20 protein-coding genes are annotated in these 20770 nt (G+C 61.8%); 1 reads left to right on the top strand and 19 read right to left on the bottom strand.

Going from position 1 to position 20770, the window contains the following annotated elements; translation table 11 throughout:
- Positions 1-65 precede the first annotated feature (65 nt).
- From HY737_07375 to HY737_07330, 10 genes are all read right to left on the bottom strand, one after another.
- Positions 66-1292 carry a PIG-L family deacetylase gene (locus HY737_07375; GenBank protein MBI4598200.1) on the bottom strand — a complete coding sequence of 409 codons (1227 nt, stop codon included), beginning with the start codon at positions 1290-1292 and terminating at the stop codon, positions 66-68.
- A gap of 175 nt (positions 1293-1467) precedes the next feature.
- The gene (locus HY737_07370) at positions 1468-2118 is read right to left on the bottom strand and encodes a GNAT family N-acetyltransferase (GenBank protein ID MBI4598199.1); all 651 of its coding nucleotides are present in this window, start codon (positions 2116-2118) and stop codon (positions 1468-1470) included.
- Positions 2115-2582, bottom strand: a complete 468-nt coding sequence (locus tag HY737_07365; protein ID MBI4598198.1) for a YbhB/YbcL family Raf kinase inhibitor-like protein — start codon at positions 2580-2582, stop codon at positions 2115-2117. The genes HY737_07370 and HY737_07365 overlap by 4 nt, the downstream gene beginning before the upstream one ends.
- Before the next feature lie 95 nt (positions 2583-2677).
- The gene (locus tag HY737_07360; GenBank protein MBI4598197.1) at positions 2678-3493 is read right to left on the bottom strand and encodes a metal ABC transporter permease; all 816 of its coding nucleotides are present in this window, start codon (positions 3491-3493) and stop codon (positions 2678-2680) included.
- A 19-nt stretch (positions 3494-3512) separates the two neighbouring features.
- Positions 3513-4436, bottom strand: coding sequence for a zinc ABC transporter substrate-binding protein (locus HY737_07355; GenBank protein MBI4598196.1), 924 nt, complete (start codon positions 4434-4436; stop codon positions 3513-3515).
- A gap of 50 nt (positions 4437-4486) precedes the next feature.
- Complete coding sequence (locus HY737_07350) at positions 4487-5770, bottom strand: hypothetical protein (GenBank protein ID MBI4598195.1); 1284 nt, start codon at positions 5768-5770, stop codon at positions 4487-4489.
- A 67-nt stretch (positions 5771-5837) separates the two neighbouring features.
- Positions 5838-6104 carry a hypothetical protein gene (locus HY737_07345; GenBank protein MBI4598194.1) on the bottom strand — a complete coding sequence of 89 codons (267 nt, stop codon included), beginning with the start codon at positions 6102-6104 and terminating at the stop codon, positions 5838-5840.
- Entirely contained in the window at positions 6101-6796 is a 696-nt protein-coding gene (locus HY737_07340; protein ID MBI4598193.1) for an isoprenylcysteine carboxylmethyltransferase family protein, read from the bottom strand. The genes HY737_07345 and HY737_07340 overlap by 4 nt, the downstream gene beginning before the upstream one ends.
- 20 nt (positions 6797-6816) lie before the next feature.
- A complete protein-coding gene (locus tag HY737_07335; protein MBI4598192.1) occupies positions 6817-7488 on the bottom strand; it encodes a hypothetical protein in 672 nt (223 codons plus the stop codon).
- On the bottom strand, positions 7485-8093 hold the full coding sequence (locus HY737_07330; GenBank protein MBI4598191.1) for a hypothetical protein: 609 nt from the start codon (positions 8091-8093) through the stop codon (positions 7485-7487). Before HY737_07330 ends, HY737_07335 begins: the two co-directional genes overlap by 4 nt.
- Positions 8094-8308: 215 nt before the next feature.
- Here HY737_07330 and HY737_07325 point away from each other — a divergent pair, with 215 nt between their 5' ends.
- A complete protein-coding gene (locus HY737_07325) occupies positions 8309-10081 on the top strand; it encodes a phosphoenolpyruvate carboxykinase (GTP) (protein ID MBI4598190.1) in 1773 nt (590 codons plus the stop codon).
- Positions 10082-10124: 43 nt separating this feature from the next.
- Here the strand turns inward: HY737_07325 and HY737_07320 are convergent, their stop codons facing one another.
- The 9 genes from HY737_07320 to lpxD form a co-directional block, all read right to left on the bottom strand.
- On the bottom strand, positions 10125-11120 hold the full coding sequence (locus HY737_07320) for a DUF4340 domain-containing protein (protein ID MBI4598189.1): 996 nt from the start codon (positions 11118-11120) through the stop codon (positions 10125-10127).
- A complete protein-coding gene (locus HY737_07315) occupies positions 11121-13544 on the bottom strand; it encodes a Gldg family protein (GenBank protein ID MBI4598188.1) in 2424 nt (807 codons plus the stop codon).
- Complete coding sequence (locus HY737_07310) at positions 13541-14488, bottom strand: ATP-binding cassette domain-containing protein (protein ID MBI4598187.1); 948 nt, start codon at positions 14486-14488, stop codon at positions 13541-13543. Before HY737_07310 ends, HY737_07315 begins: the two co-directional genes overlap by 4 nt.
- 77 nt (positions 14489-14565) lie before the next feature.
- Positions 14566-15180: a hypothetical protein gene (locus tag HY737_07305; protein ID MBI4598186.1), complete on the bottom strand. Its 615-nt coding sequence runs from the start codon at positions 15178-15180 to the stop codon at positions 14566-14568.
- Entirely contained in the window at positions 15177-15665 is a 489-nt protein-coding gene (locus HY737_07300; protein ID MBI4598185.1) for a helix-turn-helix transcriptional regulator, read from the bottom strand. The genes HY737_07305 and HY737_07300 overlap by 4 nt, the downstream gene beginning before the upstream one ends.
- A 56-nt stretch (positions 15666-15721) precedes the next feature.
- Positions 15722-16204: a peptide-methionine (S)-S-oxide reductase MsrA gene (gene msrA / locus HY737_07295; protein MBI4598184.1), complete on the bottom strand. Its 483-nt coding sequence runs from the start codon at positions 16202-16204 to the stop codon at positions 15722-15724.
- 77 nt (positions 16205-16281) lie between these two features.
- Positions 16282-18099 carry a carbon starvation protein A gene (locus tag HY737_07290; protein ID MBI4598183.1) on the bottom strand — a complete coding sequence of 606 codons (1818 nt, stop codon included), beginning with the start codon at positions 18097-18099 and terminating at the stop codon, positions 16282-16284.
- Positions 18083-19354 carry a hypothetical protein gene (locus tag HY737_07285; protein MBI4598182.1) on the bottom strand — a complete coding sequence of 424 codons (1272 nt, stop codon included), beginning with the start codon at positions 19352-19354 and terminating at the stop codon, positions 18083-18085. Before HY737_07285 ends, HY737_07290 begins: the two co-directional genes overlap by 17 nt.
- A gap of 183 nt (positions 19355-19537) precedes the next feature.
- A complete protein-coding gene (gene lpxD, locus HY737_07280; GenBank protein ID MBI4598181.1) occupies positions 19538-20599 on the bottom strand; it encodes a UDP-3-O-(3-hydroxymyristoyl)glucosamine N-acyltransferase in 1062 nt (353 codons plus the stop codon).
- Positions 20600-20770 lie beyond the last annotated feature (171 nt).

Genomic DNA, 20770 nt, shown 5'->3' with positions numbered 1-20770 from the left:
TTCGAGCCGATGGCCCTGCTGTGGTCATGTGTCCTGTGTCATGCGTCGTGGGTCATGAGCCGCAGTTACGGCGAAGGAAGTTCAAGCACGCGCCAGGAAACCCAGTCCAGCGGCAGCTCACCCAGATACGTCCGCGCGCTGGTCAAGATCCGCTGAGGTTCGCCCAAAGTCTCAAGCGAAACGCGCAGGGTGATCTGGCGCAGGCCGCGGCTCAGCGTCACCGCCTTATTCGGCAACAAACGATCTTGGTCAAACACCTCGTGGGAGAGGGCGCCGATTTTCACATGCAACTTCGGCATCTGCGCAAATGGCCGGTCGGCGCGATACCCGAACAGATAGACCGAGGCCTCGACGGCTTTGGCAAGCGGCCGGGAACACTCAATAGAATAGATGAGTTCGCGGTCCTCCAATTGCACCGAGCGAACTTCAACGCCAATGAACGTGGCTCGTTCCTCCTCGGTGAGCTCTTCCGGAGCCTGGTTGATCAACCCTTTGCGCTCTAAGGCCGTGGACGCCGTTGACGAAAACGTAATCGGCGGAGCGTCACCGAATAACTCGTTCGGCCGAATGAAGGACAGCAGGTACGCCGCGCTATACCGATATTGGCTCCGATGCGCTTTGATGGCTTGATAGTTCCGTTGGACTTGTGACGGGGTCAGCCAATGGACGATCCATGGCCATTGCGACAATAACGTCGATGGAGGAACAAGCCAATCGGCGGGTTGATAGCCGCGCGGCGTTGGCCAGCGCACGAAATGCACAAGATACGGATACAGCGTTGGGCGCATCTCCTTCTCCACATCCCACAGGGCAACGCGAGTAAACAGATAGAGCGCTCGATGATCCGGCATGTGGTCCGCCGGATGGGACACGAAGATTTTCGTGGGACGGAATTCGCGGATGACCGTGGTCAGATCCCGCAGGACCTCTTCGCCTTTATAGGGCGCTCCGAACCGCAGGGCGTTGTCGTAGGGAACCGCCGTGACCCGCGTCAGCAAGCTGCGGAAGGGATTCCGGTCGCCCCAGTGCGAGGTCCAGATCTGCAGCGTGCCGAAATCCGGATACCCGAGAAAGGTTAATTGCTCTGTGGGCACTCCGAGCACAACGCTCGCTGCCAACGCTTCGTGATACCGCACCAGGCCCATCTTGCGAATCGCCTTGGGCAGGATGACCGGGTGCCATCGATAGAGGAGAAAGGACCACTGATTGTTATCGCCATAAGTCAGAAACACGATGCGCAGCGGCAGGTGCTTGGCGACGGCCTCCTGAATGATGCCGCCGCAACCAATCACCTCATCATCGGGGTGGGGGGCAAGGATCAGAATCCGATCAGTAGGCTCGAGCACAACCTGCGGCCATTGGCGCTCATCAACACCTTGAGGCGGTCGGCATCCCTGAAGGATGACGATAAAGACAAGCGATACCAGATATCGCGGTCGAGCCGCGATATCTGATATCAATCGTCTACTAGCTGAGGGACTTGCCATAGATGACCGTCTCATGCGGCCGATCATCGGGATCTTCAGGCAACACCAGCGGATAGCGGCCGATCGCGGAAAATCCCATGCGCTCGAAAAACCGGCAGGCCGGCGCATTGTCGCCGCGCACTGACGCATGCACGCCGCGCCGACGCGCTTGACGAGCCTGCTCGAGAAACCGCGCCATGAGCTGGGACGCGATGCCCTGCCCCCGGAACCCTTCGCGGATATTCAGATGCAGATGCGCGGGATACTCCGCGAGAGATACCGTGCGGTTGTAGCCGCCTCGCCAGAACGTGCGCCATCCCATGCGGAGAATCTGCCATGTCTCGCGGCGACTCAGCGCGCCTCGCTGAACCCCCCGCCAGATGCTGCCGGGGATGATGCGGCATGCGCTGATGCGCTGGCAGCGGCGCGTATCCACGCACCCGGTCACATAGCCAATCACCACCCCATCGGTGTCTGCCACCCACGTCGCGTCAGGCTCATAGTCGGTGTAGTACGCCGTCAAGAGGTCGGCAATCACTCCGCGGTCCGGAAAAAACCGTTCGACGGGCGCGCCCCGATCCGCGGTATCACAGGCCAGCTGCCGGATCGCCTCGCGGTCGCGCGGCTCATACCGGCGGATGCGGACGGTCATTGCGCTTGGCGCTGATAGGTCCCCATCAGTTGCGCCTGGCCCAGGATATGCCCGCGCATGGCCTGCTCGAGTTTCGCCTTCGTGACGGTGGTCGTGAAGTTCAGCTCGGTATCGAGCGCGTACAGCTTGAAGTAGTAGCGGTGCGTGCCGCTGGGAGGGCATGGGCCGCCATAGCCGACCTTCCCAAAATCGTTCAGCCCTTGCCGCGTGCCGTCGGGGCGTTCCGCGGTTTTCTGCAGCCCGTCCGGCAGCTCCCGCGCCGCGATCGGGATGTTGTACACCACCCAGTGGACCCAGGTGTTGCCCGGCGCATCCGGATCATCGGCGATCAACGCAAAACTTCTCGTGCCTGGCGGCGGTTCGGTCCAGGCGAGCGCCGGCGACGCATTCTTCCCATCGCAGGTGCAGGCGGACGGAATCGGAGCCCCCTCCGCAAACGCCTCGCTTGTCAGTGTCAGTGGCATCGCTGCCTCCTCTGCGCTAGCGATGACGGCTCGGCCGGTCATCGCGCACACTCCACCCAAGAGCCCCGCGACCAGACCCGCGCTCCGCGTCCTGCTCATGCCTCTCGCATCCTCCATAACATCGCGCACATCCCCAGACAGGCCCCGAAGGCGCACACCACCGTGGCACCCGTCGGCAGATCCCACACGTACGAGGCGCTGATCCCTCCCATCGTGGTGACGACCCCAGCCACCCATCCCACCAGCAGCCGCTGGGGAATCGTCTGAGCGAGCAACACGCCGCACAAGGCCGGCACGATGAGGAACGAAAACACCAGCAGCACACCGGCGATTTCCACCGAGCTCGTCACCACAAATCCGAACGTCGCGTAAAATAAAAAATCCCACCAGCGCACCCGCAGCCCCTGGGCAAACGCGCGCTCCGGATCCTGCGAAATCGCCAGCAACGGCTGGCGCACACGCCAATGGATGATCCCGATGAGGCTATACAGCACGAAGAGCTTGGCGATCTCCGGCCAATCAACGAACAAGAGGTGGCCGACCATCAAGGCCTTGAGCTCCTCTCCGCCCTCTGGAGCGCGGCTTAGGACCAAAATCGCCGCCGCCGCGGCCACCGCATACACGACACCGATGAGCGCTTCTTGCGGCACCACCGGCTTGCGCAATCGGGTGGCGGCGAAGAGCGCCGCTCCAATGAGCGTAAACGCCAGGGCGATGAGATATCCTTCAAAGGAGTGCAACCCAAATCCCCACAGGAAACCCAGGGTTGCGCCAAAGGCAGCGATCTGTGCCAGGGCCAGATCGACGAAAATCACCTCTCGCTCAATGACATGCAGCCCCAGATACGCGTGGATCCCGGTCAGAATCAGACAGGCCGCAAACGGCCGAACCATCAGCGAGAGAAAATCTATCATTCCCTTACTCACTTACTCACTTCGTCTGCAGTGCCCTCACCAGTTGATTCACATTATACTCCAGCATGGCGATATAGTCTGAGGCCTGGGAGACTTCGCCGACATTTTGGCACAGCAGGATCACTGTGGCCCCGGTGCGTTTCGCCAACGATGCGGCCGCTTCCCTCGGAAAGTACGACGACTGCACGATGCCGCGGACCTGATGGCTCACCATCTCCTGCCGCAGAAACTCCAGTTGCCGCGGCGTGGGAGGAATCCCGGGTTTCGGCTCAAGGAATTGCTCCATCCGCAAGCCGGCAAACCGCATCAGGTACGGCCATTCGTTGTGATAGCCCACCAACGCCTGGCCGTGAAACGGGGTTAACCGCTGTTGCCATTGCTGGATGGATTGATCGAGGCGCGACACCAACTCTTGCAGGCGCTGTTCGTAATCGTTGGCATGAGACGAATCTATCGCGCTGAGTTTTTCCGCAATTTCCCGCGCGATGATTTTCCCGTTCTGGGGGTCGACCCAATAGTGCGGATTGCCGTAGAGATGGATGTCGCCTTGCGCGCGCGTGGCCCCGGCAGCCGGCACGTCAAGCAGCGCGATCCCGCGCGAGAGATCTAATTCGCCCTCTCCGCCTGACATCACGCGCCGATTGCCAGCCGCATCCAAGAGCGGCCCGCGCCACAACTCCAAATCGAGACCCGCATGGATCAGCAGATCCGCCCGCTTCACTTTGACCACGTCACTGGGCTTGGGCTCAATGAAGTGCGGGTTGAATTTCGGTGAGGCAATATACGACACGTCCACATGTTCGCCGCCGATCGTCTTGGCGAGATCCGCGAACGTCGACATCGTCGCCACGACTTTCAGCTTCTGCGCCGCCTCACTTGGCCAACTCTGTCCGATGAGCAAGAGTCCCAGCACTACGGCCGCGCACCTGAAAAATCTCATCGTGATCTCCTCTTCTTGGCCACGTAGCCACTCGGTCACTTGGCCACTTGTTATTGCAATTGATGCTTATGCACCCCAATGGCCACGGTGCATTGCGCGAAGATGCTGTTGTCATCCCCGCCGGCCGCGAAGTTCGTGTGCTTAAACTGCAGCCGCCAGCGCGCAAACTCGCTTTGATAGAACGTCGCGTAACCGGACCACGCGGTGTCCGCATCCCGCGCCCGGATCCTAGGATCCAGATCAACCGGCTCGACGTAGTCGAACCGTCCGCCGAGGCCGAACCGAGGCGAGAGCCGGTAATCAAGCAGCGAATAGAATCCCCAGGGATGCTTGTTCAGCTTCGCGCTGATCTCTTCGCCGGTACCCTCGGCTGTTTCGACCAACAGGGATTCTTTCCGGCTCTGGAAGTACATCTCATTCTGCCATTTCAGCTTATTGGTCGGCGTGACATAGTGAATGAACGTGGTATCCACACCAAAGGCATGGACCTCGTAGCGGCGATCGGCGTCTTTTGAACCCAACAGATACGTGCTTCCGACTTCGAGGTTCGTCGAGTCGGAGACATCCCAGAAGTTCTTCAGGTGCGCGTAGTACGATGGCCGTCGTCGAGTCTCGCCGAAGAGCGTTCCGCCTTCGCCGACACCGCCTTCCATGATGCCAGCGGTCACCTCATGCGTCACCGCATCCCACGGCGCTGGCAGAAACCCGGTGATCTCTGCCCCAGTTCGAAACAACCCCTCAGCACCCAGATACTTCGTCACCACAAGAGGTGTATCAACGGTGTCAAGCAACTCTGTATGGGTCCCGCTCGCTTTGCCGACTCGCTGCCGAAAACGTCCCAAGCGCGCAACGAGCTCTCCCGGCAGCCCCCAGTGGGTGATGTACGCTTCTTCCAGCCCGGCTTCTTCGAAATCTGAGAAGGTCACATTCACATCGAATCGCGAGTAGGGATCGATGGGATGGCCAAAGATGAGTTCAATCTCGCGCACACTCAACTTGTCATTCCCCTCGCCATCGGCCGAACTTTCGGAGAGCTGGCCGGCGATATCGGCGACAACCCCAATCTCCGGATTGAGGGCAGAGAGGTTTGCCCCACCACCGGATGGTATCACGCCAGGCGGCAATGGCACGATGGGAAGCTGTGGGGTTTGGCCGCCCGCCTCGCCTTCCAAGAGCGTGAGGCGCCGTTGTTGGGCCTGCACCGTGGCGGAGAGTTCTTGGACTACTGCGGCCAGCCGCTGCACGTCTTGACGCAGTGTGGCCACATCCTCGGCGGCAGCCGCCAGGGGAGTGAACGCCGCGCAAGCAATGATGAGTAGGGATAATCGTTTCATCGGATCCTCCTATAACACCGCAAGTGATCTGCGGGAATCTGCGGAAATACTCTGCGGGAACCTGGGGTTACAGCGGAGGCGCGCGAGGAAGGGTGACGCGGATGACGTCGACGGCCCGCAGACATTGTGCGGGAGAAGATGCCATCGGCGTGATGCGCGCGGGCGAAGCGGTTTCAATCGCCGGCTGCGGCGGAGTCGCTGGAACGTGTCCGTGAATCTTGCATACACCGGCGGCATCGTGATGATGCGGAACGGCCGCACCCACCGCCAGCATGACGAGGCTCGCGCCAAGGAAACCGTACAGCAGTTGTCGAGTGAGGCGCGGCGCTCTCATCTGCTGCGTTTCACCAATTCATATCCGATGTCGTAGAGGATCAGGGCTGCGGCAAGGGCGAGTAACAACACCTGCTGAATCGCCTTGCCCCGCGCTAACCATTCGCGCCCCTCAAACACTTCTTCACGAAAGTACAGGGCGATCACCAGGACTGTCACCCAAATGACCGTTTTCCATTCGTTGCTGGCGGCAATGCCCTGCCACGTCCATCGTCCGGCGCGATCCGGGTAGCGCCGGCCCGTGGGAATCCATCGCGGCACGGCCCGCTCATATGCGGCGTACGCAGGATACGCGTCCTTGATGCGCGCTTCCTCCTCAGCCATCTTGCCGCGATACATCGTCAGGAAGAACACGAGGGCGATGAGGGCCAGCCACGCATTCCCCACCATCACGCAAAATCCCAACCCCAGCAGCATCGTGCCCAGATACAACGGATGACGGACAAACGCATACGGCCCTGCGGTGATCAGCCGCCCCTTCGGAATAATCGTCTGATCGGCGGCGATGTCTCGACCAGCTTTGACATGGCCGACATAGCCATTGGCCCACACCCGCAGGGTTTCCCCCAGCGCAATGATGGCGATGCCCCATGCCCATGACCCCTCGGTCGTGCGCGCGAAGAGCAGCAAGCCGATGACCAAAGGATAGACGAGCGCAAACCGCGCTTTTCTCAGGAATGTTGGGGGGGGCATGAGCACTCGCCCATTGTACCTCAGAGATTCTTCACAATCCAGATGAGGCCGAGCAGCAATCCTGAGAGGGAGGTCGCGATGACGAGCGCGCGATAGATGCGTTGGCCGGTGGCGTTGGCCCGTCGGTAGAATCGGCCGACGACATAGCCGTACGCGCTCATCGTCGTCGCGCAGCCCAGGCTGAAGAGGCCGATATAGAGGTAGGCCAGCCAGGTCGTCGCGATCAGCGTAATCGGCAGCAGCACGAACACTTCCGCCGTGCCCGAAGCGCCATGCACGATCCCGACGAGTGTGGGCGCAAACCGATGGACATGCGCCCTCCCAGGCTCATGAGAGTGGGGGTGCGTGTGCTCTGTGTTGCGATGCGCGTGGCGATGCGTATGCCGCCGCTCCTGCCACAACAACGCCAGCCGCCAAATCCCCAGCGCGATTAACGTCACACCAACCGCCAGCTCGGCGTAGCGCTCAAACCGGGGATCAAACTTCAGATGGAGAATCAAGATAAGCGAACCGAGCGCGAGCACGGTCACCGCGTGGCCCAGCGCCCAGCGAAAACCGAACCACGCACTCTTGATGGGATCCGGCTCCAGCGAAATAAAATGCGTCACCGCCGCGACATGATCGCGATCGAAGGCATGCCGCATCCCCAGCACCAGCCCCGTCGCCAACAACAAGACCGATTCCGGCGTCATTCGTCGTGAGCTCCGGCCCGCGTGGGGCCGGCTCCCAGGTCGAACGTCAGCGGCGTGTTGGTTTGCGCATTCGTGAGCGCCACCTTCAAGGACAGTCCCTCTGGACGTGCGTGGAGGAAGAGAAAGCCCTCGCGTCTGGTCTTCGGGCCGATGGGCCCGTCGGCGATTTCTTCCGCGGAGAAATCATGCCGCACATCGCCGCGCGTCAGCGGGCGCGCCGGGGTCTTGCCGCGGCGAAAGAGCGTGCGCGGAACAAAGGTCACGAGATGGCCGGTCCACTTGGCCCCCGAGACGACCAGGTTGGGATAGGCGTATTTGGCGACGGTGCCAGCCGGCAGATACTGCGCGTCGACCGAGGCTTTGGAAAACGTGTAGGTGCTGTTGCCGTCGTTCGCGATCTTCAGCAGCACCGGCTGGATGTTCCGCGCGATGAAATTCACGCCGAACACCTCTTCGCACGCCTCGGCGTCCAGCATCTCCGCCGACACCGCCACCTGCTCGCGCTCCTGCCGCCATGGCAAGTTCGCGGGCCGCAGCTGGTTCTGCGCTCCGAGCGCCGAAGGCGCGGCACCGGCAACCCCGCAGGCCGCGAGAAGTAGCGCCATGAGCCCGTGCCGCGCGGCGCGATCCCCACGGCGATAAGACCGTCCTTGAACCGTTCCCGCGCTCATCGCCCCGTATTTTACCAAAAACAGCAGCTCATGCGCACCGGTGATCATCCCGACGAGGGAAATTCCAATAATATGTGGGTCGCCGTCGATGGACAAAACACTTGTGGAACAGCCGCCGGCATCGTACCATGGGTACCGCGACTGCGAAGATGCCAACCGCCATCAAGGTGCCAACAACGAACGCCGCCCTCCACCAGTGGGTGCAGGAGTGCGCCGCCCTCTGCCAGCCCGAGGCGATCCTCTGGTGCAACGGCAGCGAGGCAGAGCGCGCCGCGCTGATGAAGGAGGCCTGTGCTCGAGGCGTCTTCATTGAACTGAACCAAACCGTCTTGCCCGGCGGTTACCTGCATCGCAGCCACCCCAACGACACGGCCCGCACCGAGCACTGCACGTTCATCTGCACCCCCGCGAAGAATGAGGCCGGCCCGACCAACAACTGGATGGCGCCGGAAGAAGCGTACCGCACCCTGCGGCAGTGCTTCGAGGGCTGCATGAAGGGGCGCGCGATGTACGTGGTGCCGTTTTTGATGGGCCACCCCGGATCGTCCCTGGCGAAAGTCGGCGTTCAATTGACCGATTCAATCTATGTCGCGCTGAGCATGCGCATCATGACGCGCATGGGTGAGGTGGCGCTGCGCGAGCTGGGCAACCGCCCCACCTTCACCCAGTGCCTCCACAGCGTCGGAGCATTGGATCCGAACCGCCGCTACATCTGCCACTTTCCCCAAGACAACACGATCTGGAGCTATGGCTCCGGCTACGGCGGCAACGCGCTGCTCGGAAAAAAATGCTTGGCCCTGCGCATCGGCAGCGCGCTGGCTCAACGCGAAGGCTGGATGGCGGAGCACATGCTGATTGCGGGCCTTCAAGCACCGGACGGGCAGATCACGTACTTTACCGGGGCGTTTCCCAGTGCCTGCGGCAAAACCAATTTGGCGATGCTGCGGCCGCCGCGGCGATTCGCCGAGGCGGGATGGCGGGTGACCACCGTCGGCGATGACATCGCATGGATGCGCGCCGACGCGCAGGGCCGCCTGCGGGCCGTGAATCCTGAGTTCGGCTACTTCGGCGTCATCCCGGGAACGAGCACGAAGACCAATCCCAGCGCGGTCGAGATCCTGTCGCATGACGCGCTGTTTACGAACGCCGCCTTGCTGCCTGACGGGACCCCGTGGTGGGAGGGCAAAGATGGCCCGGTGCCGCCGCAGTGCATCGACTGGATGGGCAAACCATGGACGCCATCTTCAGGGACGAAAGCCGCGCACCCGAACAGCCGGTTCACCGCGCCGCAGGCGCACAACCCCCAGCTGGATCCGCGCTGGAATGATCCCCAGGGCGTGCCGATTTCGGCGATCATTTTCGGCGGACGGCGCAGCACGACGGTGCCGCTGATCACCGAGGCGTTCAACTGGACGCATGGCGTGTATCTTGCCGCGACCTTAGGATCCGAGACGACGGCCGCGGCCACCGGCGCTGTCGGTGTTGTGCGGCGCGATCCGATGGCGATGCTGCCGTTCTGCGGCTATCATATGGGCCGCTACTTCACCCACTGGCTCTCGATGGAGCGGCGTTTGAGCGCCGCGCCGCGCATCTTTTTCGTCAACTGGTTCCGCACAGACAACACCGGCAAGTTTCTCTGGCCAGGCTTCGGGGAAAATATCCGCCTGCTGCAGTGGATCGCAGCCCGCTGCCAGGGCCGCGCGGGTGCGATCGAAACGCCGCTGGGCTTGATGCCCAAGCCTGAAGAGATCGACCTCGATGGCTCCGGAGTGACTCGCGCGCAGTTTGAGCAGGCGCAAGCGATCGACCGCGACACCTGGAAGACCGAAATCGCCTCGCAGAGCGAGTTCTTCGCCACACTCAGCACCGACGTCCCCTCGGCCCTGCTGCGCGAGCGCGACGCGCTGCTGCGCCGTTTGTAACACTCCGGCATATGCGTGCCCAGAGAGCCGGTGGCGTCCCAGCTTAACTCGTTGGCTGGGTGTCCGGGGCAGGTTTTTTCATACGGTCCTCGAACCCGGTCTTGATCTGCTCGAGGACGGAGGAGGAGACGACATACACCGTCTGCGGAGCCGGCGGTGCTGGAAACGGCAGCACGCCGTTGCGTACCATGAGGGGCGGGATGGCGGTGACCTTGACGTACCGGGCGTCGGTTGAGCCGGCCCGCGTTCCCCCGACGGCCAGCTCGATGGGCGCACCCTCCTTTTTCGTCAGCCTCAACTGCCAGACAGGCTGCTCAAGGCCGTACCCTGAGCCGTCCGGATCCACCACCTCCGTCGCATTGAGGTTCGCGAGGCTCTGAAGATACGGCGCCAGGTCGGCCTCGAGCCGCCGCCACTCCCCGCTCCCTTCCCGCAGCTCAACGCCGGTGACCGTCTCCGGCGCCGCATCAAAAAGCCGCCGGTCCACCCAGCTTTCGGCTTTCAGGGTCGCCGACTCGAGATTGCCGAAGATCCCCAGCTCGGAGGAGAGCAGATTGGACCGGCACAGAAACACGGCGGGAGAACCGGCGCGCCGGAGAAAAAACTGATCCCAGCCCACGGACTTGGTCCCCAGCAGCACGTGCAAGAGCTCTGTGTTGCGCTGGGAGAGCGTGATGTGGATGGCCTTGGCATCGGTAATGCCGAAATCGTCAAACAGCTGCTCGCGATTGCCGCGCCGCTCGCCGGTCAGCTCCGTCAGCCGTGTGAGCAGCCGCTTGATCCGCTCGCCATCCGCTTTCGCGTGCCAGGCGGAGGGGACGGTCCAGGTCGATTCGGTTTTCGCTAACTCGATCGCCGGGGCTTCCGGGGTTCCCTTCGAGATCGTGATCCGATCCGCCGCCCCGGTATCGACGCGGACATCGAGCGACTGCGTCTCCTCGCGGAAGACCTCCTTGCGCGGCTGGAAGCGCTTGATCGCCACCGCCGCCACCAGCACCGCCAGCACCACCCCAAGGATCGTCAACTGCCGTGAATTCATTTACGCCGTCGCTTCCACCAACTGCACATATTGGCGCTTGGCGCGCCGGCGCATCAGCATGCGCATCCAGCCGGCCCCCGCCATGAGCAGCGGCACGAGCAGGCATACGAAGAACCGCCACCAGGCCTTGACGCCCGAGGCCATCGGAGCCATCGAGCGGTCCACCGGCTGCTTCGCCCGAATCTGAATCAGCGACTCGCCTAAGGTCAGCGCATCCACCGCATTCAGCAGAAACGTGGCGTGGCTGCCGGCCCGGATCAGCTGCTCCTGAAACGGGGTGAAGGCGCCGATCACGAGCAGCTTGCCCGCCGCCGGAGTCAGCGGGGTGGCCCTGGCCGAGGCAAACGGATCCGCGAATGTCCCCTCCAATAAGACCGCCAAGGGAAAGGGCCCGCGCGGATCCGCCGCGGCAGGGCGCGCCGTTTGGCTCAACTCGCCCAAACGCTCCGTCGGAATCAGCCATGAGTCGGCGCTGGAACGCATGAGCGTCCGCGCCTGCACCTGGCGCGCCTCGAGGGTCGACCGATCGATCGTCAGCGCCGATCCCCAGAGATAGAAGAAGGGCGCGAGCCGCGACGTGATGGACACCTCTTGATTCATGGTGTCAGGATTGACGCGGATGTGCACCGGCAGCTTCAGCGGCAGGTTGAAGGCAAAGGGCCCCAGCCGCATGCCGCTGCCCACATTCACCGCATCCTGGCTTGCGTCCAGCAAGATGCGCTCCTCAAGGCCCACACCCCACGCGGTGAGCATCGCCGAGAGATTCGGCGTTTCCGGCTTCGGGCTGACCGTAATTTCCCCGCGGCCGGAGAAGGTGTACTCGAACCGGCGGGCCTGTGCGGCCAGAAACACCGACCCGCCCTCCACGAGAAATTTGCTGATGAGCCGCTGCTGCGTTTCGGTGAGCGACTTCGGCTCAAGCAGCATCAGCGTCTTCGTGTCCTTCGGCATCGACGCCTCGTCTTTCAGCTCGATGCGGTTCACCGTGTAGCCTTCGGACCCCAGCAGCTCGGGGATGAGCTTGTACTCATCCGCCACCTGCTGCTCGGGGACTTTTTGGCCGGCTTGCTCGAGTGCCGCGCGCAACTGAGGATCGATCGGCGTTTCCGTCACCGGGGCCACCAAGGCGATGGCGGGGGTGCTCGGCAGCGTCATCCGGTAGATCTTGGAGAGCAGCAGATATTCGAGCTGCTCAAGATTCTGGGGGATGATGCGCGGCAGGATCTCATCAGGCTTTTCCTTGTAGGCGATCGCCATCGACGAGTACACCAGCCGCACGCCAAGCTCGTCCGCCTCAATCGATTGCACCTGAAACGGCTGGATGCCTTTGCGGCGCGCGCTCGCCTCAAGCGACTCCTCACCTTCTCTTTCTTGCTCCACCCTCGCGGCCTCCATGCGGAACACCTTGTAGTCGAGCTGGCCGTTGGATGCCAACCGGAACTCATCGAGCTTATCCAGCACGTCGCGTTCCAGCGTCTTCATCGCCGTCGGCATCTTATCCTCAGGCGAAACGTAATACTTGATCGTCACCGGGGCCGGCAGCTCCCGCAAAATCTTTTTGGACACCGGCGAGATGGTGTAGATCCGTCCGGCGGTCAGATCGAACCGAGCGAGGGCCACATCGGAGAGCAGCCAGTTACCCGCGACGAAAATCCCCGCCGAAACTAGTATCGCCGTGACAAACGTCTGGCGCTGCTTGGGACGCATCCGCCCCTCAATCCAAAATCCATTCAGGATCAGCATCAGCAGCGTGCCCAATCCGAAATACCCCACATCCCGCCCATCGATGACGCCTCGCTCAAAGCCGCTCACATGCTGTGTCACCCCCACATACTTCAGCACGATCCCGCCGAGTCCGTGGATCCAACCATCAATCGTGGAGGCGATGAATTCCGTGCCGAACAAAAATAAGACAAAACAGGCCACCATCCCGACGATAAACGCCACGATCTGATCGCGGCACAACCCGGAGAGAAACATCCCCACCGCCAGGAAAAACGCGCCCAGGCAAATCGCCCCCAGGTAGCCACCGATGATGGGGCCCAGGTCGGGCTTGCCGATCATGTGCAGCATGATGGGAATCGGCAGTGTGGACAGCAGCGCGAGCACGTAAAAGATCAGGCTGGCGAGGAATTTTCCGAGGACCAGCTGATGCGGCGGCATCGGCAACGTCAGGAGCAGCTCGTAGGTGTTGCCTTGCTTTTCCTCGGCCCACAGGCGCATGGTCACCGCCGGCAAAAACACGCAGAGGATGACCGGCAGGACTTGGAAGAACGCGCGCATGTCGGCCCGCGACGCCAAGAAGAATTGCGACATGAAGAGGAAGCCGACCAGCGACGCGAAGACCACCAAGAAGATGTAGGCGATCGGCGAATTGAAATACGCCGCCAGTTCTTTGCGGATCAACGTCACGAGACGGCTCATGGCGCCGCTTTTGATCCTCGTAGCAATGCAAGAAAGGCTTCTTCAAGATCGGCGGTTTCCTCGGCGAGCTGAAACAGCGGCCAGCGATGCGATTTGACCGCCTCATCCACCAGCCGAATCAGCGGTTTGCCAGAGCCTGCGCGCAGCAAAAACTGATGCACGCCGGAGCCGAACACTCCGAGGTACCGCACCTCCTCGCAGACATTGAGCGACTGCAGCGCCTCCTGGACCTCCTGTTGATTCGCCTGCACGGCCAGGCGAACGCGCTGCCCTTTGAGCGCCTTCTGCGTAATCTCCTCCCGCGTGCCATCGGCCACGATGCGCGCGTTATTGATGATCACGATGCGGTCGGCGAGCGCTTCCACTTCCTGCAGGATGTGCGTGGAAAACACGATCGTTTTCTGCTGGGCCAGGCTGCGGATGAGCGCGCGGATGTCAAGAATTTGGAGCGGATCCAATCCGGACGTCGGCTCATCTAAGATCAACACGTCCGGGTCATGGATCAGGGCTTGCGCCAGCCCGACGCGCTGCCGATAGCCTTTGGAGAGTTCGGAGAGGGTGTGTTTCCAGACCAGCTTGAGACCGCACGCTTTCTTCACGAAATCCAGCCGCTCGCGTAAGCGGTTAGCGTCCACTCCTCGCACATTGGCAAGGAAGATGAGATACTCCTCGACTTGCATGCCGAAGTAGAGCGGTGCGGTCTCCGGCAGATACCCCAAGCAGCGGCGCACACCCATGGGGTCTTTCAGGACATCGTGGCCGGCGACCTCGACCGTGCCCTCTGACGGATACAGGTAGGTGGTCACCACGCGCATGAGCGTGGTCTTGCCCGCGCCATTGGGGCCGAGCAGCCCCAAGATCTCGCCGCGATTCACAGAAAACGACACGCGATCCAGCGCCGTGTACGCGCCGTAGCGCATGCTCACATTGCGAATCGTAATCATCTTATTGAAATTGTATCGCGCGCCCTCGCACTGTCAAGAGGGAACCCTGCACCCTCATAGCAGAAGCTGGTATGCGCCTAGTGCATCCTCGGAATGCCCGCGGCGCGGTGGAATTGGCGCAGAGCGGCCTCGGCATCAAAGCGGCGGCCCCAAATCTCGCGGCCGTAGGTGCGAAGAAAGTGCTCCACCTGCTGGCGGAACTGCCAGAGGGCTGGAGATTTTGGACTTTCGCGCAGGGCCTTCGCCCAGACACGAATGAGTGAGGCGGAGGGTACGCGTTGGCGCTTCAGCACGGTCACCACGTCCTGCACATCCAGTGCATAGTAGCGCCCGAGCTTGCCAATCGACCAATAGATCGGATCGAGCAATCGCACGGTGAGTGCTCCGAATCGTCGATACGGCAAGGTATGCCGACGGTAGTCGAGCAGCGTAATACTGCCCCACCGGTCGATGTCTTCCGCATAGTTCACCTGAATGCCGGTCTGCTCGATGGTGCGGTTGACCGCCACCTGGAATTGTTCCCAGGTGGCGCGTGCCTTTCCAGCGAGCTGAACGCCGAAATCGATATCCTGGCTCGGCCGGACGTGTCCCCACAACGACCCGGCCGCCGCCCCGGTGACAATGAGGGTCCCGGGCCGCTTGAACTCTCTGGCCAAGATCCTGAAAAAACGATCAATGGTTTTAGGGTTCATGCGCGCTGCCGTTCCAAGACGCGATCGGCGAACATCTGAATCGCCGTGCGACCGTAGCGATGTGTCAACTGCGCCCAGGCCGCCAGGGTTCGGCGCCGGCTGATCCGCGGCCGGCTCCACTGGCGACGGGCGGCCCGCGTCCGAAGTGCGAGCAGCATCTGCAACGCCTCAACCGTCCTCTGTTCGGTAGGCTCTGTCACCGATCGGTCAAACGCCACGGCATCCGCAATGCGTTCAATCGTCCGACGCGAGAGCGAAGGCAACGCGCCCGAAGCTGGGGCTGGGGCCATCCCATCAACAAGGATCCCCGGCCGAACGTCGAGTGCGAGGGCCAGCGATCGGAGTGTTCCCAACGACACTTCGCGCCGTCCCTGCTCAATCGCCGAGAGGTTCGGCCGGGGGATGTGCGCCTTCTGGGCGAGAGCGGCTTGGGTCAGGCCCCGCCGCAGCCGCCAAAGGAGAACCGTTTGATTGAACGGGAGCATGATTAAAATGTAGCATCTTTACTACATTATGTCAATTCTTGCCTGCCGCAGAGCGTTTAGAGATTGATGGGGCACTGGATCTTGCCTTTGTGCTTGACGTAATACTCTTGGTGATACTCCTCGGCAGGATAGAACGTCGGGGCCGGAGCGATGTCGGTGACGATGGCTTGGCGATAGGCTCGGCCGCGCGTCAACGCTTCCCTGACCTGTTCGGCGATCTGCTGCTGCTCCGGATTGTGCGTAAAAATCGCCGAGCGGTACTGATCGCCGATATCCGGGCCTTGGCGGTTTTTCGTCGTGGGATCATGGATCTTGAAGAAATATTTCACCAGCTGCTCATAGGTCACGACCTTCGGATCAAACTCCACCATCACCGCCTCAGCATGGCCGGTGGTATGCGAGCAGACCTGCTCATAGGTGGGATCCGCCGTGTGGCCGCCGGTGTAGCCAACCACCGTGCCCTTCACCCCAGTCACTTGGCTAAACGCATATTCCACTCCCCAAAAACATCCGGCGGCAAAGGTCGCTTTTTCGGTCATTGGAGTCTCCATGGTTTGAATCGGCGCAGCCATTCCCAGCGCGCACAGCAGCGCAAGCCCTGCCGCAGCACGTCTCCTCATCGGACGGATGCCTTGCAAGGATGCCACACGACCAGCCATCGACGGGCTGATTGCAGCAGCATCAGGAGGGTGCAGCCCATCATCACGGCCGTGAGGATCACGTTGAGCATGCCGATCCCATACTTGCCGGGTTGGGCGGCCAGCGGCAAAAAATTGTTCCAGATGCTTTGCCAGGCGGCGGTCAGCGTCGTGGTCGCCACAAAGATCATCGGCAGCAGCGTGACCCACGCATACCGGGCCTTGCCCATGTTGATGAGCACGGTCGTGCCCACGCACAGCGCGATGACCGCCAGCAGTTGATTCGCGATGCCGAACATCGGCCAAATCGTGGAGATGCTGCCGGTCAAAATGAAATACGACCACGCCGCCACCACCAGGGCGCTTGAGATCAGCGTGCCGGGCATCCAATCGGTCTTCGCAAACGGCGCGTGGAGCTTGCCGAGAAATTCCTGCAGGAGAAAGCGCGCCACCCGCGTGCCGGTATCAATCGTCGTCAAGATAAAGAGCGCCTCAAACATGATAGCGAAGTGATACCAGTACGACATCAATCCCTTCATGCCGGGCAGCGCGGTAAACACCTGCGCCATCCCGATGGCCAGCGACACGGCCCCGCCGGTGCGCCCGGCCACGTGCTCTCCGACTTGGACTTCAAGCTGCGATAGGTTAACCGGGGCGAAGCCCAGGCTGGCGAATTTTTCCGGCGAGACATTGATCGCGAAATAGTCGCCCGGATACAGCGCTGAGCACGCCACCAACGCGGTGATCCCCACCAATCCTTCCATCAGCATCGCCCCGTAACCAATGGGGCGGATGTCCTGCTCGTTATTGATCATTTTCGGGCTGGTCCCTGAGCCGACCAGCGCATGAAACCCTGAGATCGCCCCGCACGCAATCGTGATGAACACAAACGGAAACACCTTGCCGGGGATGATCGGACCGCCGCCGTGGACATACGCGCTGACCATCGGCTGCTGCAGCAGCGGATTGACCCAGAGCAACCCGAGGATCAGGCAGGCGATCGTGCCGACTTTCATGTACGAGCTGAGATAATCCCGCGGGCACAACAGCATCCACACCGGCAGCACCGAGGCGATAAAGCCGTAGGCGGCCATCGCATACGTCACCCCGTGAGGCGACAGGGTGAGGAACGAGGCGATCGGCGAGAGCGCCACCCACCGCCCGGCGACGACCGCCAGGATCATGCCGGCCACCCCGATGAGCGAGGCCTCGGCGATGTGCCCCTTGCGGAACCGGTACATGTACAGCCCGACGAAGAGGGCTAGCGGAATGCTGCAGCCGATCGTAAAGACACCCCAGGCGCTCTCCCGCAGCGCGTTGACGACCGCCAGCCCAAGGCCGGCGAGTGCCACGATAATGATGAACATGATCGCAATTGCTGTCGTGGCCCCGGCCACCGGGCCGATTTCCTGGCGGGCGATGGCAGCTAGCGAGAGGCCGTTGCGCCGTGTGGAGGCGAATAAAATAATGAAATCCTGCACCGCCCCGGCGAGCACGACACCGATGAGCAGCCAGAGAAATCCAGGAAGAAAACCGAATTGCGCGGCGAGCACCGGGCCGATGAGCGGGCCGGCCCCGGTGATGGCGGCGAAATGGTGCCCGAAGAGCACCCAGCGGTTGGTGGGATGGTAGTTCGTGCCGTCGGCCAGCCGATGCGCCGGGGTCTTGCGCGCGCGGTCAAGCCCGACGACGCGATACGCGAGAAACGCGCTGTAGTAGCGGTAGGCGATCGCCAGCACGCAGAGCGCTCCGAGCAGAAACGGCAGGGCCCTCATGGCATCAGAGCGGTAAATCATCCTGCGTGAAGAGTCGAAAGTCGACGCGCCCCAGCGTGCGGCTTAGTTTCGTCCTGGCGAACCGCTGCCGCAAGGCTGACAATTCTGCTGAGGCTTCGCGCGGATTCAGCCGCGCCCACTTGCACTCGGCCACAAGATGCGTGGAGGAAGACGGTTTCCGCCAGACCACATCCAATTCCACATCCCCTTCCCAGTATCGGCCTGAGCCAGGATGCCGCTGACGGCAGAACTGCTCCCATTGCTGAGCCACATGGCGTTGCAGCATCATGTGCCGCTCGGCCAGGCGCATACTCTGCCAGCGACTGCGGCATGGCAGGAAGACGCCGTAGTAGAAACAGAGCGCAGGATCTCGAAGGCTATACAAGACTTTCTTGGTCGTGCGTGGCGACTCCCCGAATGGCAGCTCGCGTTGAAGGAATCCTAATTCGAGCAGCAGGGCCAGCGGGCGGGAGAGATTGCCATGGACGGTGCCCACACGCGCGGCCAGCTCGCTGGGCTTGGTGACGCCTCGCCCCACCAAATCCAGAATCGCCTTCGGGATCGCTCCGGTGATGCCTTCCTCACGCAGCCAGTGGATCGGCTCTTCCGCCAAGATCGCCGAGGGAGAAAAATACAGCGCCTCCGCTTGGTGGATGATCGACCCTTTGGGCATCAGCTGCCAATAATGCGGCACCCCTCCGACCAGCGCAAACCGGGTAAAGGACTGCGGGTTGCGAGGCTGATAGCGGAGCGCGCGACAGAACCACTCGTAACTTAACGGCTCCAACTGCAGATGCGCCAAGGCGCGTCCGTAGAGGGGAGCGGTCTGCTGCAGCACGTAGGAATAGAGCATCGCTTGGGATGACCCCGACACGAGCAGCAAGGTATGCTGTTTGGGGAGGTCATGGTCGATCCACTTCTGGAGCAGGCTCGGCAGGCTCGCGTCAGCCTGCGCCCAGTACGGAAACTCATCAAAGATGAGCAGCCGCGGGAGCCGTTCACGCGAGAGGAGTTTGAAAAATTCCTCCCACGTCCTGGGCACGATGCCACGGAAAATCGGCAGAGCCTCCCGCAGCTCCTCCGCAACATGCAGGAGTTGTTGCTGGGGCGTGCCTTCGACCGCCTGGTGGTAGAGCCCGCCGAAGCGCCGAATGGCTTCGGTGAGCAACGCGGTCTTGCCCACCCGTCGTCGGCCGGTGACATACCCAAACGCGCCTCGGCCGAGGAGCCGCTGCACCTGAGTGAGTTCCTTACTTCGATCCCAAAACGGTCGCATGCTAATATGCTACATTACAAACATCATGTTTGTCAAACATAACTATTGATTTCGGGATCTATCGGTCTGCGCGGTGAGGGGAACGTATCGGGAGGGCGCCACCGAGCGGCGAGGTGGCACGTCGAGCTCAAACAGGCGGCTAACAATTTTCCCCATAAGGGGAATTTATCCTGATAAATTTCGCTACCGCGGGCGCTTGGGCTTGTCTTCGAGGCGGGCGAGGCGATCTTCGAGGCGGGCAACACGTTTGAGCGTCTCACTCAGCGATTTGAGCAGCTGGGGGAGGCGGCTGAGGGCCGCCATTTGCTGCTTCGTCTCTTGCACCGAACGCGCGGGGAACCCCCACACGCTGTCTCCGGTCTTCACGGCTTTCGTCACCACGCTGGCTGCGCCGACGCGGACGCGCTCCCCGAGGGTGACATGATCCACGACGCCGGCCTTGCCCCCGAGCATGCTGTAGTGGCCGATGCTCACACTGCCCGAGAGCCCCACCTGCCCGGCCATGATGACATGCTGGCCGATGCGGTCGTTGTGCGCGATCTGCACCAAGTTATCGATCTTGGTCCCGCGCTGAATGAGCGTGGTCCCGATCGTGGCGCGGTCAACACAGGAGTTGCAGCCGATTTCCACATCATCTTCAATCACGACATTGCCCACCTGCGGCACTTTGATGTAGCGTCCCTCGTGAAATACATAGCCGAAGCCGTCGCCGCCGATCACCGCCCCGCCATGCAGCATGACGCGGTTGCCGAGAATGGTCTGCCGGTAGACAACCGCGTTCGGGCCGATGAGGCATCGCTCCCCGATGGTCACATCATCGCCGATGAAGGTGCCGGCTTCAATGATCGTGCCGCGGCCGATGCGCACGCGGTGGCCGATGACCGCGTTGGCCCGGATATCCACGTGCTCGCCCAACTCGATCGTGTCGCCGATGACCGCGCTGGGATGCACGTGCCCCTCAGGGAGCGCCACCGGATAGAATAACTCGAGCAGCAGCGCAAACGCCAGCTTGGGATCCGCAACACTGATGCCGGAGCGGCCTTGCAGCTCGGTGACCGCGGATGTCACCAGAATCGCGGAGGCCTTGCTCTGCAGCGCTTGGGTCAGGTGCCGGGGGTCTTCGGCAAAGGTAAGCTCCCCCTCTTGCGCGGCGTCAAGATGGTTGAGGTTCCTGATGCGGATAGCGCCATCCCCGATCAGACGGCCTTTGAGATGGGCCGCAAGGGCTTCGAGTGTCTGTTCCATCGGCGGGCTCCTCGTGACGTCTTTAAATAATTATGGGTAAAGTCGTACTTTAGCCACCTGGATGATGAGTATGTTGCTCAAGCAAGTACATGAGCTGTTGAACTTGTTGATCGATGGAGAGTCGGCGATGATTGTAGCGCCAGACGTACTCGGCCAAGTACAGTGGCAAGC

It is taken from the genome of Candidatus Omnitrophota bacterium (genome assembly GCA_016209275.1).
GTDB lineage: Bacteria > Omnitrophota > Gorgyraeia > Aquiviventales > Aquiviventaceae > JACQWM01.
This window is presented reverse-complemented; position numbering and strand designations above follow the sequence as displayed.

Bases quoted from the DNA above. Each gene is read 5' to 3' on its own strand.
- HY737_07370 (MBI4598199.1), bottom strand. From the start codon at position 2,118: ATGACCGTCCGCATCCGCCGGTATGAGCCGCGCGACCGCGAGGCGATC.
- HY737_07365 (MBI4598198.1), bottom strand. From the start codon at position 2,582: ATGCCACTGACACTGACAAGCGAGGCGTTTGCGGAGGGGGCTCCGATT.
- HY737_07355 (MBI4598196.1), bottom strand. From the start codon at position 4,436: ATGAGATTTTTCAGGTGCGCGGCCGTAGTGCTGGGACTCTTGCTCATC.
- HY737_07350 (MBI4598195.1), bottom strand. From the start codon at position 5,770: ATGAAACGATTATCCCTACTCATCATTGCTTGCGCGGCGTTCACTCCC.
- HY737_07345 (MBI4598194.1), bottom strand. From the start codon at position 6,104: ATGAGAGCGCCGCGCCTCACTCGACAACTGCTGTACGGTTTCCTTGGC.
- HY737_07340 (MBI4598193.1), bottom strand. From the start codon at position 6,796: ATGCCCCCCCCAACATTCCTGAGAAAAGCGCGGTTTGCGCTCGTCTAT.
- HY737_07335 (MBI4598192.1), bottom strand. From the start codon at position 7,488: ATGACGCCGGAATCGGTCTTGTTGTTGGCGACGGGGCTGGTGCTGGGG.
- HY737_07330 (MBI4598191.1), bottom strand. From the start codon at position 8,093: ATGGCGCTACTTCTCGCGGCCTGCGGGGTTGCCGGTGCCGCGCCTTCG.
- HY737_07325 (MBI4598190.1), top strand. From the start codon at position 8,309: ATGCCAACCGCCATCAAGGTGCCAACAACGAACGCCGCCCTCCACCAG.
- HY737_07320 (MBI4598189.1), bottom strand. From the start codon at position 11,120: ATGAATTCACGGCAGTTGACGATCCTTGGGGTGGTGCTGGCGGTGCTG.
- HY737_07315 (MBI4598188.1), bottom strand. From the start codon at position 13,544: ATGAGCCGTCTCGTGACGTTGATCCGCAAAGAACTGGCGGCGTATTTC.
- HY737_07310 (MBI4598187.1), bottom strand. From the start codon at position 14,488: ATGATTACGATTCGCAATGTGAGCATGCGCTACGGCGCGTACACGGCG.
- HY737_07305 (MBI4598186.1), bottom strand. From the start codon at position 15,180: ATGAACCCTAAAACCATTGATCGTTTTTTCAGGATCTTGGCCAGAGAG.
- HY737_07300 (MBI4598185.1), bottom strand. From the start codon at position 15,665: ATGCTCCCGTTCAATCAAACGGTTCTCCTTTGGCGGCTGCGGCGGGGC.
- msrA (MBI4598184.1), bottom strand. From the start codon at position 16,204: ATGACCGAAAAAGCGACCTTTGCCGCCGGATGTTTTTGGGGAGTGGAA.
- HY737_07290 (MBI4598183.1), bottom strand. From the start codon at position 18,099: ATGATTTACCGCTCTGATGCCATGAGGGCCCTGCCGTTTCTGCTCGGA.
- HY737_07285 (MBI4598182.1), bottom strand. From the start codon at position 19,354: ATGCGACCGTTTTGGGATCGAAGTAAGGAACTCACTCAGGTGCAGCGG.
- lpxD (MBI4598181.1), bottom strand. From the start codon at position 20,599: ATGGAACAGACACTCGAAGCCCTTGCGGCCCATCTCAAAGGCCGTCTG.